The sequence below is a fragment of the Pannonibacter sp. Q-1 genome, assembly GCF_054073275.1.
In genome coordinates this window covers 437,302-450,849 of the sequence record NZ_JBSXNB010000004.1, presented here as the reverse complement: position 1 = coordinate 450,849, position 13,548 = coordinate 437,302, and the positions used below count along the sequence as shown (strand labels likewise).

The window sequence follows — 13,548 nt, the reverse complement described above, 5'->3', positions numbered from 1 at the left end:
AGCGGGTGCTCTGCAGCGTCCGCATGTAGGACGTCACTGGGGACGCCGCGAGGCGCTGCACCTTGAAGAAACCCGAAACTCAATCTGCCCTCGACAAGGATCTCGACCGGATCGGCTATATCGAGGATGCAGCCGGAACGGCTGCGCGCCGTCTCGTTGCGCCGGGCCTCTCCTTTGTCTTCATAATGGTCTGTGCGCTGGCTGCCTGGCAATTTGTCGGCGGTGGTGTTTCCGGCTCCATGCTGATCGCCGCTGCCGCGCTCGGCGCCTATATGGCGCTGAACATCGGTGCCAATGATGTCGCCAACAACATGGGACCGGCGGTTGGTGCGCGCGCCCTGTCGCTGGGGTCGGCTCTCGCCATCGCGGCGGTCTGTGAGACGCTCGGCGCTCTGCTGGCGGGGCGTGAGGTGGTGAGCACCATCTCCAGCGGTATCATTCATCCGCAGGATCTCGCCAACCCTCAGGCCTTCATGCTGGTCATGCTTTCGGCGCTGGTGGCGGCGGGTGTCTGGGTCAATCTGGCCACCTGGATCGGCGCGCCCGTCTCCACCACGCAGGCCATTGTCGGCGCCGTAGCCGGGGCTGGTGCGGCAGCTGCAGGCATCGCGGCGGTCAACTGGACGACGCTGGGCGGCATTGCCATCAGCTGGGTCACATCACCGGTGCTTGGCGGCATTCTGGCCGCGGTCTTTCTTGCCTTCGTCCGCAATGTCACAGTCTATCAGCCGGACAAGATTGCGGCTTCCCGCTTCTGGGTGCCCATTCTCATCGCCGCGATGACGGGCGTTTTCAGCACCTATATCGTGATGAAGGCCTTTCCTGCCGCCGGGCTCAAGCTGTCTGGGGCGATGCTGGCCGGACTTGGCGTCGCCGCCGTGTCCTGGCTGCTGGCCCGGCCCTATGTGCGCCGTCAGGCGCGGGGCATGGAGAACCGCAACCAGTCTGTCCGGCGCCTGTTTTCCCTGCCGCTTGTCTGCGCTGCAGCGCTCATGTCCTTTGCCCATGGGGCCAATGATGTGGCCAATGCTGTGGGCCCGGTGGCGGCCATCGCAGGGGTGATCAAGTCCGGTCACATGGTCAATCAGGTGGAGATCCCGCTCTGGGTGATGGTCATCGGCGCCCTCGGCATTTCGCTGGGGCTTGTGCTGTTCGGTCCGCGCCTCATCCACCTTGTCGGCCAGCAGATCACCAAGCTCAATCCGATCCGTGCCTATTGCGTGGCGCTGGCGACCGCCGTGACGGTGATCCTTGCCTCCGCTCTGGGGCTGCCCGTCAGTACCACCCATGTGGCTGTCGGCGGCGTCTTCGGCGTGGGTTTCTTCCGTGAGTGGGAAACCCAGCGCGTCGGGTCGCGTCTCAACGTTCGGGCGGATGGCGCAGGCAAAGGCAAGCGTCTGCGTCCGATCAAGAACCGTGAGGAACAGAAGCGCCGCTTCCTTGTCCGCCGCGCTCATGTGATGACGATCCTGGCAGCCTGGGTGGTGACGGTTCCGGCTGCTGCGCTGCTTGGTGCCGGCGTGCTCGTGGCGCTGTCCTTCCTGCTCGGCTGAAAGCTATCTGCCTCATGACAAAAGCCCGGAAGCGGTTACGCTTCCGGGCTTTTTCTGTTTCCGGTCAGGGGCGCACTGCGCCTGTCAGGCTGGCGCCTTTGCCCCCAGCTCCAGTGCGGCATCTTCCATGTGTTCCAGCACGTAAGGCAGGAAGCTGCGCCAGGATTCGAGCACGAAGCTGTCTTCTGCAATCCGCCACAGCACCACTTCCGCCTTGTGGCAGAGGGTGCGGGTGACCATACCCACCGGGCAAGCGGCGAGGCTGAGATCAAGGAAGACGCCGGTGTTGAGCAGCCAGACAGCCTTTGCGCCCGAGACAAGCACCGCGTCCTGCCGGTGCGAGATATCCGTGACCGAGGCGGCGAGGCCGGAGACGGCGCTGTCTGCTGCCGCCTGAAAGGCGTCCAGCTCCGCTTCAGGGGCCAGCAGCAGCCATTCATCGGGTCCGAGCCACAGGGCCGCCTTGCTGCCGGATACGGCTGTGGTCAGCGGTGTCTGGGGCAGGGCGGTGCCAAGGACTGTGGCGATGGCCTCCTGCGCCGGGGCGCGGCCCCGGAAGGAGAGCCGGGCCAGCGGCGCGCAGCGCGAAACGCTCAGGCCTTCGTAACGCAGAACCGGGGTTTCGCCTGCGGCAGGGGTATAGATCTCAGCCATCGAGACGGGTTCCTTCCGGGTCATACATCACAGGGTCTACGATCTTCACGGCAATGGCACCCGAGGGCATCGGCACCTGCAGGACTTCGCCCATACGGCTGCGGCCATCCTTGACAATGGCAAGACCGATGGTGCGGCCCAATGCCTCGCTCCAGTACGCCGAGGTCACATGGCCCAATGCAGGCGTGCCCTTGGCCGGGTTCGCCTCGGCGGTGATCTGCGCGCCTTCTTCCAGCATCCGCTTGGGATCGACCGGTTGCAGGCCAACGACCTGCTTGCGGCCCGTGGCCACCAGATCCGGCCGTGCGAGCGAGCGCTTGCCGACGAAGTCGAACTTCTTCTTGCCGATGGCCCACTCGAGGCCCGCATCGGCAGGTGTCACGGTGCCATCGGTTTCCTGACCGACGATGATGTAGCCCTTTTCCGCGCGCAGCACGTGCATGGTTTCGGTGCCATAGACACAGCCGCCGTGCCTTTCGGTTTCGGCCCAGATCATCTCCCACACCTTGGCGCCATGGCGGGCGGGGACATTCACCTCAAAGCCGAGTTCGCCCGTGAAACTCACGCGGAACAGGCGGCAGGGCAGGTCAGCGAAGCGGCAGGTGGCAACGCTCATGTGCGGGAAGGTTTCTGCCGAAAGATCCAGGCCCTCGACAAAGGGCGCGATGATCTCGCGTGCCTTCGGCCCCTGTACGGCGATGACGGCGAATTGCTCGGTGGTGGAGGTGATCCACACGTCGAGGTCCGGCCATTCCGTCTGGAGGAAGTCCTCCATCATGGCAAAGACGCGTGCCGCACCGCCCGTGGTGGTGGTGACGTGGAACCGGTCCTCCGAAAGCCTGCCCACCACGCCGTCATCGATGATGTAGCCGGCTTCGTTGAGCAGCACCGCGTAGCGGCAGCGGCCCGGCTTCAGGCCCTTCCACGGGTTGGTGTAGAAGCGCTCCAGAAACTCTGCCGCGTCCTTGCCCACCACTTCGATCTTGCCGAGGGTGGAAGCGTCGAACTGGCCGGCCGTCTGCCGTGCCGTACGGCACTCGCGGGCGACGGCGGCATGCATGTCCTCGCCCGCCTTGGGGAAATACCAGGTGCGCTTCCACTGGCCCACGTCCTCAAAGACGCCGCCCTGCTTCACCACCCAATCATGGGAGGGCGTGCGGCGGACGGGATCGAAGGCATCACCGCGCGAGGACCCGGCGAAGGTGCCGAAGGTGGTTGGGGTGTAAGGCAGGCGGAAGGTGGTGAGGCCCACTTGCGGCAGGGCCGTGCCAAGCGCGCCGGAGGCAATCGCCAGCGCATTGAGGTTGGACAGGCGGCCCTGATCCGTCGCCATGCCGGTGGTGGTGTAGCGCTTGATGTGCTCGATGGAATGCATGCCCTCGCGCACGGCCAGTTCCACGTCCTTGGCGGTCACGTCGTTCTGGAAATCGACGAAGGCCTTCACGCGGGAAGCATCACGGTCATGCGGCAGGGCGCCAAGGAAGCCGCCGGTGGCAGCTTCGGCCCCATCGGCGCGGATGCTGCGCACCTTCAGCGGGGTTCCCACCGCCTTGTTCGCCGCCTGCTCACCGGCGGCATAGCCATCGTTGAGGACAGCGGCAAGGCCATTCACGCCCCGGCAACTGCCGGCGGACCGCTCGTTCTGGACGCTCACCCCCGGCAGGAAGGCCTGCATCTCGTCATTCCAGACCACCTTGCCACGCGACTGGGAATAGAGGCTGACCGCAGGCGTCCAGCCGCCGGACATGAGAATGGCGTCGCAGTTGATGTCACCGGCGGCCGCCACGCTGCCATCCTCGCGCAACCGGCCCAGCAGCGCCTTGCTGACGCGCAGGTGTCCGGAGGTACCGGTGACGGTGCAGCCGGTTTCCACCCGGATGCCGAGCCTTGCAGCTTCCGCGACCAGATGCTCCGGCGGCGTGCGGCGCAGGTCGGCGATGGCGGCGATATCCACGCCGGAGGCAGCGAGATCGAAGGCTGCCGTCCAGGCGCTGTCACAGGCGGCAGCGACCAGCACGTTGCGGCCAACCTTTGCGCCATAGCGGTTGAGATAGGTCCGCCCTGCGCCCGCCAGCATGATGCCGGGCCGGTCGTTTTCCGGGAAGACGAGCGGACGCTCATGGGCGCCAGCGGCGATGACGACTTCCTTCGCGCGCACCTGCCACATCCGCTCGTGCGGCAGGGCGGGATCGGGTTGGGCGATATGGTCCGTCACCCGCTCGGCCAAGGCGACGAAGTTCTGCACGAAATAGCCGAAAGCCGTGGTGCGCGGCAGCAGGGTGACGTTGCCGCGTTCGGCAAGGGTGGCCAGCGTTGCCGCCGCCCAGTCCGCCGCCGCATGGCCTTCGATGGTGGCACCGGCTTCCGCCAGCAGCGAGCCGCCCATTTCCGCCTGCTCGTCGCACAGGATCACCCGCGCGCCGCTTTCGCTGGCCGCAAGAGCGGCGGCAAGGCCTGCGGGGCCAGCGCCAATCACCAGCACATCGCAGTGCGCATAGGTGTTGGCGTAGCGGTCGGGGTCGGCGAGCTTGGGCGGCTTGCCGAGACCGGCGGCGGCGCGGATCACCGGCTCATACACCCGGTCCCAGAACGCCTTCGGCCACATGAAGGTCTTGTAGTAGAAGCCCGCGGGGAACAGCGGCGACAGCACATTGTTGACCGCCCCCACGTCAAATTCCAGCGAGGGGAAACGGTTCTGGCTGACGGCCGTAAGGCCTTCGTAAAGCTCCACCTGCGGGGCGCGCAGGTTCGGCGTCTGGTCGCCGTGCCGGTAGACGCCCACCAGCGCATTGGGCTCTTCCGAACCCGCCGTGACGATGCCGCGCGGGCGGTGATACTTGAAGGAGCGGCCGGTCAGATGCACCCCGTTGGCGATGAGGGCCGAAGCCAGTGTATCGCCCGCAAGGCCGGTCATTTCCTTTCCATCGAAAGTGAAGCTGACAGGGCGGGACCGGTCCACCCGTCCGCCGTTGCCGGTGCGCAAGTGGCCGCCGCGTGTGCTGTGGCTGGTCATTTCGCGGCCTCCCGGGCAAGGGCTTCAAGATCCGGCTTCGGTTCCCCGGTCTTGTAGGTGCAGACGAACTTGTCGCTCACCGTGTCGCGCACGGCATTGAAGAAGCGCCCGCAGCCATGGGCGTGGCGCCAGCGCTCGGCATAGAGCCCACGCGTGTTGGAGCGCATGTAGAGAAACTGTGCCCATTCCTCGTCATTGAGGGCGGAGGGGTCAGCCGGGCGGGCGATATGGGCCTCGCCGCCGTAGCGGAATTCGGTCTCGGGCCGTTCGACGCCGCAACAGGGGCAGAAAATCAGCAGCATGGAGAAAGCCTCAGTGAGCCACGGCGGCAGCAGCCGCCTCGTCGATCAGGCGTCCGGTGCGGAACCTGTCCAGGGAGAAGGGGGCGTTGATGGGGTGCGGCGCGCCGGTCGCAATGGTGTGGGCAAACACATGGCCCGAGCCCGGCGTCGCCTTGAAGCCGCCCGTACCCCAGCCGCAGTTGACATAAAGCCCCGGCACCGGCGTCAGCCCGATGATCGGCGAACGGTCTGGCGTGTTGTCAACGATGCCGCCCCAGTTGCGCAGCATGCGCATGCGCCGGAACATGGGGAACAGCTCGCAGATGGCATCGAGCGTGTGCGTGGTGATGTGCAGCCCGCCCGCCTGCGAATAGGAGACGAACTGGTCCGTGCCCGCACCGATCACCAACTCGCCCTTGTCGGACTGGGAAATATAGGCGTGGATGGTGTTGGACATGACCACGCAAGGGAAGGCGGGCTTTACCGGCTCGGACACCAGCGCCTGCAGCGGATTGGATTCCAGCGGCAGCTTCAACCCGGCCATGGCCATGACGACGGAGGTGTTGCCAGCCGCAACGCAGCCGATCTTTTTGGCGCCGATGAAGCCGCGGGAGGTCTCAACGCCCGTGATTTCGCCCGTGGGCGCACGGCGGATGCCGGTGACGGCGCAGTTCTGGATGATGTCGACGCCCATGGCGCTGGCCCCGCGGGCATAGCCCCAGGCCACCGCATCATGCCGGGCGGTGCCGCCCACCCGTTGCAGGGCCGCGCCCATCACCGGGTAGCGGATGTTCTTCTCGATGTTCAGCGGCGGGCAGAACTCCTTCGCCTCTTCCGGCGTCATCCACTCGTTCTCGACCCCGGCCAGCCGGTTGGCGTGGATGTGGCGCTTGAACACCTGCACGTCATGCACCGTATGGGCCAGCATCATCACGCCGCGCTTGGAATACATGACGTTGTAATTGAGGTCCTGCGACAGCCCGTCCCACAGGTTCAGCGCATGCTGGTAGAGGGCGGCGCTTTCCTCCCACAGATAGTTGGAGCGCACGATGGTGGTGTTGCGGCCCGTGTTGCCGCCACCCAGCCAGCCCTTGTCCAGCACCGCCACATTGGTGATGCCATGCACCTTGGCCAGATAATAGGCTGTGGCCAGCCCGTGGCCGCCTGCGCCGATGATGATCACGTCATAGGCGGCCTTGGGCTCCGGGGAGCGCCACTGGTGGCCCCAGTTCTTGTGCGCGCTGAAGGCGTTTTTCGCCAGTTCGAGAAGGGAATAGCGCGTCATGGCCGCCGGCAGGCTCCTTGTCATGGTGTGCCGCTGCGCCGCCGCCGGGCAGGGCTTGTTGTCTCAGTGTGACTGATGCGGGCGGCTGGACACAAGGGGGCCTCCCGTCAGAACAGGTCTCTCACTTTTGCCAGCAGCAGCGCAACATCCTAACCTCAGACAGTCCTGCAATGGTCAGAATCCGACATGTCCGCCGCACCGGCCGCAGAGACCGGAAAATTCTGATGGAACAGGGCTCTCTGTGTGACTGGCTGGACAATTTGTGTCGCGTTTCGTGACAGGCTCTGCCGCTCGATCTGTTACCGGGGGTGGCTGACATGAACGTCACTGCTTATAACACGGCGATCATCATTGATGACTTGCCCATTGAAGGAGGGGAGATCCCATGGAAGTTCGCGCCGCAGTCGCCGTTCAGGCCGGCAAGCCGCTGGAAGTCATGACCGTCAATCTGGAAGGCCCGCGTGCCTTCGAGGTTCTGGTGGAAGTCAAGGCCACCGGCATCTGCCACACCGATGATTTCACCCTGTCGGGCGCCGACCCGGAAGGCATCTTCCCGGCGATCCTGGGCCATGAGGGCGCCGGTGTCGTGGTGGAAGTGGGCAAGGGCGTCACCAGCCTGAAGCCGGGCGACCATGTGATTCCGCTCTACACGCCCGAGTGCCGCGAGTGCCCGTCCTGCCTGTCGCGCAAGACCAACCTGTGCACCGCCATCCGCGCCACGCAGGGCCAAGGCCTGATGCCGGACGGCACCTCGCGCTTTTCCATCGGCAATGACAAGATCCATCACTACATGGGCTGCTCCACCTTCGCCAACTACACGGTTCTGCCGGAGATTGCGCTCGCCAAGGTCAATCCGGATGCGCCCTTCGACAAGATCTGCTACATCGGCTGCGGCGTTACCACCGGCATCGGCGCTGTCATCCACACCGCCAAGGTGGAGATCGGCGCCACGGCGGTCGTCTTCGGCCTCGGCGGCATCGGCCTCAACGTCATTCAGGGCCTGCGCCTTGCCGGTGCGGACATGATCATCGGCGTCGACATCAACAACTCCAAGAAAGAATGGGGCGAGCGCTTCGGCATGACCCATTTCGTCAACCCGCTGGAAATCGGCGAGGACATCGTTCCCTACATCGTCAACCTGACGAAGCGCGGTGCCGACACCATCGGCGGAGCGGATTACACCTTCGACTGCACGGGCAACACCAAGGTGATGCGCCAGGCGCTGGAATGCTCGCACCGCGGCTGGGGCAAGTCGGTCGTCATTGGCGTCGCCGGTGCCGGGCAGGAAATCTCCACCCGCCCGTTCCAGCTCGTCACGGGCCGCACCTGGATGGGCACCGCCTTCGGCGGCGCGCGCGGGCGCACGGACGTGCCGAAGATCGTTGACTGGTACATGGACGGCAAGATCGAGATCGACCCGATGATCACCCATCTGCTGCCGCTGGAAGACATCAACAAGGGCTTCGACATGATGCACTCGGGCGAGTCCATCCGCTCCGTCGTGGTCTATTGAGGGGCGGGCGATGAAGACCGTTTCCGAAAGCCGCATGAATGGCGGCGTGCAGGGCGTCTACACCCATGACAGCAATGTCTGCGGCGTGCCGATGACCTTCGCCGTCTACCTGCCGCCGCAGGCCAAGGCAGGGCGCGTGCCCTGCCTGTGGTATCTGTCGGGCCTGACCTGCACCCACGAGAACGCCATGACCAAGGCCGGGCTGCAGGCCCATGCGGCCGAGTTCGGTCTGGCCCTCGTCTTCCCCGACACCAGCCCGCGCGGCGAGGGTGTTGCCAATGACGAGGCCTATGATCTGGGGCAGGGCGCGGGCTTTTATGTCAACGCCACGCAGGACCCGTGGGCACCGCATTTCCGCATGGAGGACTATGTGGTGCGCGAGCTGCGCGATCTTGTGGCCGCGTCCTTCCCCGTGACGGACAGCCACGGCATCACCGGCCATTCCATGGGCGGCCATGGCGCGCTGACGCTCGCCATGCGCCACCCCGGCCACTATGCCTCGCTCTCGGCCTTCGCCCCGATTGCCCACCCGTCCGCCTCGGACTGGGGCCGCAAGCAGCTGGGGGCATATCTTGGCGCCGACGAGAGCCTGTGGCGCGGCCATGATGCGGTGCATCTGCTGGCGGACAAGGGCTGGTCTTCGGACCTTCTGGTCGATCAGGGCCTGTCCGACCAGTTTCTGGATCTGCTGAAGCCCGAGGCCCTCGCAGAAGCGCTGGGCCGCACCCGCACGCCTTCCACGGTGCGCATGCAGGCGGGCTATGACCATTCCTACAACTTCGTCGCCACCTTCGGCCGCGATCACGTGGAATGGCATGCAGCACGGCTGAAGTAACGCTGCAGGGCTTTATGCGATGAGCAAGGGGCGGGGCCGGGAACGGCTCCGCCCTTTGCCGTTGGTGCCTCCCGTTCCCCCATCCGCCGCAACCCGGAAAGCGAGCGGAATGCAAAAATATTCCTGTCTGGACAAGGGCTTGCCGGTCTGGTTTCGGGTCGTTCCGGCTTCTCCCGCCGCCTAGCTTGCCGGTGTTTTCAACCGGAGAGCAGATCCATGCAACTGAAAGACAAGGTCATCATCATCACCGGCGCCAGCAGCGGCATCGGCGAAGCGGCAGCGCGGATGTTTGCAGCACGCGGCGCAAGGCTGGTCATTGGCGCCAGACGCAAGGACAGGCTGGAAGCGCTGGCAGCTGAGATCAGCGCGGGCGGCGGCGCAGCTGTCCCTGTTGCCATTCCTGTCTCAGGGGATGTGGCTGAGGCGGAACATGCGCAGGCGCTGGTGGATGCCGCGCTCGGCCAGTTCGGCCGCCTCGATGGGGCCTTCAACAACGCCGGCATGGTGGGGGACATGGTGCCGCTGCCGCAGATGAGCCCGGCCAACTGGGACCGGGTGCTGGAGGTGAACCTCACCAGCGCCTTCCATCTGGCACGGGCGCAGATCCCGGCCATGCTGGCAGAGGGAGGGCAGGGCTCCATCGTCTTCACCTCCACCTTCGTCGGCCATGCGGCGGGCCTGCCGGGCATGGCGGCTTATGCGGCTGCAAAGGCGGGGCTCATTGGCCTGACGCAGGTTCTGGCCGCCGAACATGGCGCGGCGGGGCTCCGGGTCAACGCGCTGCTGCCGGGCGGCACCCGCACGGACATGGCGCCGCAGGATCAGGCCTCGCTGGACTGGGTGGCCGGGCTGCATGCCCTGAAGCGCCTTGCCCGGCCGGAAGAGATCGCCGCCGCTGCCGCCTTCCTCCTCAGCGACGATGCCTCCTTTGTCACCGGCACGGCACTGACCGCCGATGGCGGCAATTCCATCTCCAAGACCTGAGGCAAGCTCCCGGTGTGCCAAACACACCGGGAGGCTGACTTTCAGCGCGGCCGCACGAAGGCCGCGCTGAGCAGCACGGCGAGCCAGCCGCAGATCATCAGTGAGCCACCCGTAGGCGCGGACATGGCAAACAGCCGTTCAGCCGTGAGCGCCCGGCTGACCAGATCGCCGCTGAACAGCGCCACGCCCGCCAGCAGCAGCACGAAGGCCACGGGCAGCAGCGGCACCCGCCGCAGCTGCGCCAGCGCGCCAAGGCCCAGAAACGCCGGGGCGTGGAACAGCAGCATGCCGGAGGCCACGCTCATCAGCCCGGTTGCATCCATATGCGTGCCAAGCGCCGCCAGCGCCACCCCTGCCGCCCCGCAAAGCCCAGCCGCCACCATCCCCGCCCGGAACAGCGGATGCGTGGCCTGTGACGCCGCATTGTCAGAGGGAGAGCCTTGAGAAGAAACCTGCATCCTGAACCGCCATCAGCCAACCCCGGCACCACACGGCACCCTCGGGGAGTATCTATCCGGGCAAATCTACCGGCGGCAGGGGCCAGTGTCGATGTGCGGGGGAATGGCAAAGGGACGCAGGGGGAGGGGGACATTTGAACGTGAAACGGCAGACCTGCCAGCACGATTATCAGGCCGGGACGAATATTTTAATTTTAAATTAATGCCATAACTATCTCGTAAATCCACATTAGAGCGGAGGCTGCAAATAATAACCCTATCATAAATATTATTATATTTCGAATAAGTGCAAGTATTATTCCAGAAACTATCGCGGGAATGGCGGCGGCGAAGAAGCGGACTGTTTTATGCCATTCGGGGTCTACGAGATATTTGTTCACAATTATGCCCACCGTAATAAGGCCGAAAAGGAACAGGCCGCCTGCCCATTTGGTGTCGACTTCTTCTTGGTACTCTTTTTCGGACAGGTAGCGGTTTCCAACGCGATATCTTGCCATTCCCCTGTGCTCCATTCCTCTCATACTGGATATCTGGATACAGAATAATTATGTGCAATTAGAGGGGGTGTTGGTTAAGTTCCACAATTAAAGACCGGATGGCTTCAGAAGTAATCGCGTCTGGGCATCCTTTTACCTTCCTCCGCGCCGCGCCGGCCTTGTGCCGGCGCCCGTGAGGGGGCAAGAGAAGCGAAAGCTACCATCCCCTTTATGAACTGCCAGCAACTGCTGGAAACCGGCGTCACACGGCGTCCGCGATGAGATGCGGAGAATATGGTCAGGACGGCGAAGTTGCCCAGTCTTCGTGCCCGTGCCTTATCCGAACAATGAGAATATCGCCGCTTTCGGTAATCCTGTAGATGATCAGATGCGCCTTGAAGGGATATATGCGCATGGGCGGCGTCAATTCCGGGCGTTCTCTTGCCAGCTGGGGATTTGCTGCGATCAGGTCAAACAGCTCGAACAGCTGGTCATGGTATCTTCTCGCCTGTTCAGCACCAAAAAGGCGTAAGCCTGTTTCGGCAATGCCGATAATATCCTCTTCCGCTTCAAGGGACAGATGAAAGCCCATGAATCAGCCGCTGCGCGGTGCTGCTGTTCGTGTCAGCGCTGCCTCGAACAGCTCTTCTTTCGAGCGGCTGCCCAAGCCGCTCTGCAGACCTTCGTCCACATGGCGCTGCATGGCCGCGATCTTGTTGCTGCGCTCCTGATCCTTGCGGATCAGATCAAGCACATAGTCGCTCGCATTCGCATAGTGGCCGGTGCGGGCCTGCTCCTCCACCCATTCCTTCACGGGATCTGGCAAGGATACATTCATGGTCGCCATCGGCATCACCTCCATCTGGACATCATGCCATATGTGGTGAGACTTGTCAGTTTTTGAGCGGTCCTCAATCGCAGGCGCCGCCCCGGCTTGTTCCGGGGGCTGTGTGCCGGGCAGATGGCCTTGCAATGATGGCGTCTTGAGCGAGTACTGGAGTGATGTTCGTATGACGTAAGCCGCAGTGGCTGCCAGTATCGATTTTCGTCAAAGTGCTTCTTGATTCTGAAGTGCATCTACTGATTGAATTTTTTATCTTAAATGCTAAATTTTCTAGAGGTTTAATTCAAAGGGCGGGGGTTTTCGATGGAGTGGAGCAATCTTCTTGATTGGAGGAGGCTCGGATATGACGAGCCATATAATGAACAAGCTGATAGGCCGTCCTATATACAAGACTATGATCGCATTTTGTTTTCTGCGCCTTTTCGTCGCCTGGCGAACAAGACGCAAGTTCACCCGCTTTATGAAAACGATCATTTGCATCATCGATTAATACATAGTCTTGAGACAGCAAGTGTAGGCCGATCCTTGGGAATTGGAGTTGGTGCATGGTTGGAGGAACGGAACGAGATTGAGAAAGGTGAAAGGCACCGCGTTGCTGGAGTTGTGCAGGCAGCTTGTTTGGCTCACGATATAGGAAATCCTCCATTTGGACATTCTGGAGAAGATGCGATTGGCCAGTGGTTTAAATATAAAATAGCTGAAAAGAAGGGTATATTCTTAGATTTACCTGTAGAATTTCATGAAGAGCTGTCCAATTTCGAAGGAAACGCGCAAGGATTCAGAATAATAAATCAATTGGAGATGTATCGAAATGATGGAGGCATGAGACTGTCAAAGTCTGTAATTGCCTCATTTGTTAAGTATCCTGTGACCGCAGAAATGAGAGGCAATTTCATAAATTCTCAAGAATATTGCGGTTTGAAAAAGTTCGGGATTTTCAAATCTGAGTTTAAGATATTTGAGAAGGTGTTCTCATCTATTGAAATTCCATGTGTATCTGAAGCGGGAAATAAGTATTGGCGTAGGCATCCCTTGGCGTTCCTTGTGGAGGCCGCTGATGATATATGTTACAAAATCCTTGATGTTGAGGACGGATTTACTTCGGGTGATTTTAGTTATGATCAGGTTTCTGATATGTTGCTCCCGCTGGCCGGTATTGAGGATTTTTGTCAAAAGTACCCGGAACAAAATGAGGGCGAAAAGATCGCTATCTTGCGTGCTGTCGCAATAAATAAATCAATAAAAAGCTGCATTGATGTATTCAAGGAAAATTATGATGAAATAATTGATGGAAGATTTTCGTTGTCATTGATTGATGCTTCGTCTGTTTCTGATTTTTTCAGAAATATTACCGATAACTCAAATAAAAAACTATTCACTTCAAAAAGAAAGGTAGAGCTTGAGGTTTTTGGGAGAAATGTTATTCATGGTATTCTTAATGGATTGCTGCCTATTTATGAGGATTATATAAATAATAATTGTAATGAAACTAGTATGAGTTCGTATTGTCGGCAGTTGAAAAAAGCTGTCGCAGTAGATTTAAGGGATGTCAGGGATTCTTATTCTGCTTGCAGGTCGATTTGTGACTATGTTTCTGGAATGACGGACCGGTATGCGGTTAAAGTTGCGAAGATGCTTGTGGTATCATGAAT

The 13,548-nt window shown here is 61.6% G+C and carries 13 protein-coding genes; 5 read left to right on the top strand and 8 right to left on the bottom strand.

Features of this window, described 5'->3' with window-relative positions; all coding sequences use genetic code 11:
• Positions 1-62 precede the first annotated feature (62 nt).
• Positions 63-1,553 carry an inorganic phosphate transporter gene (locus ACVNHC_RS13520; RefSeq protein WP_457167563.1) on the top strand — a complete coding sequence of 497 codons (1,491 nt, stop codon included), beginning with the start codon at positions 63-65 and terminating at the stop codon, positions 1,551-1,553.
• Between the two features lie 84 nt (positions 1,554-1,637).
• Here ACVNHC_RS13520 and ACVNHC_RS13515 read toward each other — a convergent pair whose 3' ends face one another.
• From ACVNHC_RS13515 to ACVNHC_RS13500, 4 genes are read right to left on the bottom strand one after another with little or no spacing between them, the layout of a single operon-like run.
• Positions 1,638-2,207, bottom strand: a complete 570-nt coding sequence (locus ACVNHC_RS13515; RefSeq protein ID WP_457167562.1) for a sarcosine oxidase subunit gamma — start codon at positions 2,205-2,207, stop codon at positions 1,638-1,640.
• Positions 2,200-5,220, bottom strand: a complete 3,021-nt coding sequence (locus tag ACVNHC_RS13510) for a sarcosine oxidase subunit alpha family protein (protein ID WP_457167561.1) — start codon at positions 5,218-5,220, stop codon at positions 2,200-2,202. The genes ACVNHC_RS13515 and ACVNHC_RS13510 overlap by 8 nt, the downstream gene beginning before the upstream one ends.
• Positions 5,217-5,522, bottom strand: coding sequence for a sarcosine oxidase subunit delta (locus ACVNHC_RS13505; protein ID WP_457167560.1), 306 nt, complete (start codon positions 5,520-5,522; stop codon positions 5,217-5,219). The genes ACVNHC_RS13510 and ACVNHC_RS13505 overlap by 4 nt, the downstream gene beginning before the upstream one ends.
• A 10-nt stretch (positions 5,523-5,532) precedes the next feature.
• A complete protein-coding gene (locus ACVNHC_RS13500) occupies positions 5,533-6,786 on the bottom strand; it encodes a sarcosine oxidase subunit beta family protein (RefSeq protein ID WP_122521376.1) in 1,254 nt (417 codons plus the stop codon).
• Between the two features lie 385 nt (positions 6,787-7,171).
• On the opposite strand from ACVNHC_RS13500, the gene ACVNHC_RS13495 reads away from it, so the two are divergent.
• From ACVNHC_RS13495 to ACVNHC_RS13485, 3 genes are all read left to right on the top strand, one after another.
• Positions 7,172-8,299, top strand: coding sequence for an S-(hydroxymethyl)glutathione dehydrogenase/class III alcohol dehydrogenase (locus ACVNHC_RS13495; RefSeq protein WP_457167559.1), 1,128 nt, complete (start codon positions 7,172-7,174; stop codon positions 8,297-8,299).
• A 10-nt stretch (positions 8,300-8,309) separates the two neighbouring features.
• Positions 8,310-9,134, top strand: a complete 825-nt coding sequence (gene fghA / locus ACVNHC_RS13490; protein WP_457167558.1) for an S-formylglutathione hydrolase — start codon at positions 8,310-8,312, stop codon at positions 9,132-9,134.
• A 216-nt stretch (positions 9,135-9,350) separates the two neighbouring features.
• Entirely contained in the window at positions 9,351-10,118 is a 768-nt protein-coding gene (locus tag ACVNHC_RS13485) for an SDR family oxidoreductase (RefSeq protein ID WP_457167557.1), read from the top strand.
• 41 nt (positions 10,119-10,159) lie between these two features.
• On the opposite strand, the gene ACVNHC_RS13480 is transcribed toward ACVNHC_RS13485, so the two are convergent.
• The 4 genes from ACVNHC_RS13480 to ACVNHC_RS13465 form a co-directional block, all read right to left on the bottom strand.
• A complete protein-coding gene (locus ACVNHC_RS13480; RefSeq protein ID WP_058899565.1) occupies positions 10,160-10,576 on the bottom strand; it encodes a DUF423 domain-containing protein in 417 nt (138 codons plus the stop codon).
• Between the two features lie 194 nt (positions 10,577-10,770).
• On the bottom strand, positions 10,771-11,073 hold the full coding sequence (locus ACVNHC_RS13475; RefSeq protein ID WP_457167556.1) for a hypothetical protein: 303 nt from the start codon (positions 11,071-11,073) through the stop codon (positions 10,771-10,773).
• 277 nt (positions 11,074-11,350) lie between these two features.
• On the bottom strand, positions 11,351-11,644 hold the full coding sequence (locus ACVNHC_RS13470) for a type II toxin-antitoxin system RelE/ParE family toxin (RefSeq protein WP_186391879.1): 294 nt from the start codon (positions 11,642-11,644) through the stop codon (positions 11,351-11,353).
• A gap of 3 nt (positions 11,645-11,647) precedes the next feature.
• Positions 11,648-11,899, bottom strand: a complete 252-nt coding sequence (locus ACVNHC_RS13465) for a type II toxin-antitoxin system ParD family antitoxin (RefSeq protein ID WP_186391878.1) — start codon at positions 11,897-11,899, stop codon at positions 11,648-11,650.
• Positions 11,900-12,199: 300 nt separating this feature from the next.
• Here ACVNHC_RS13465 and dgt point away from each other — a divergent pair, with 300 nt between their 5' ends.
• Positions 12,200-13,546, top strand: a complete 1,347-nt coding sequence (dgt, locus tag ACVNHC_RS13460; protein ID WP_457167555.1) for a dGTP triphosphohydrolase — start codon at positions 12,200-12,202, stop codon at positions 13,544-13,546.
• Positions 13,547-13,548: the final 2 nt, after the last annotated feature.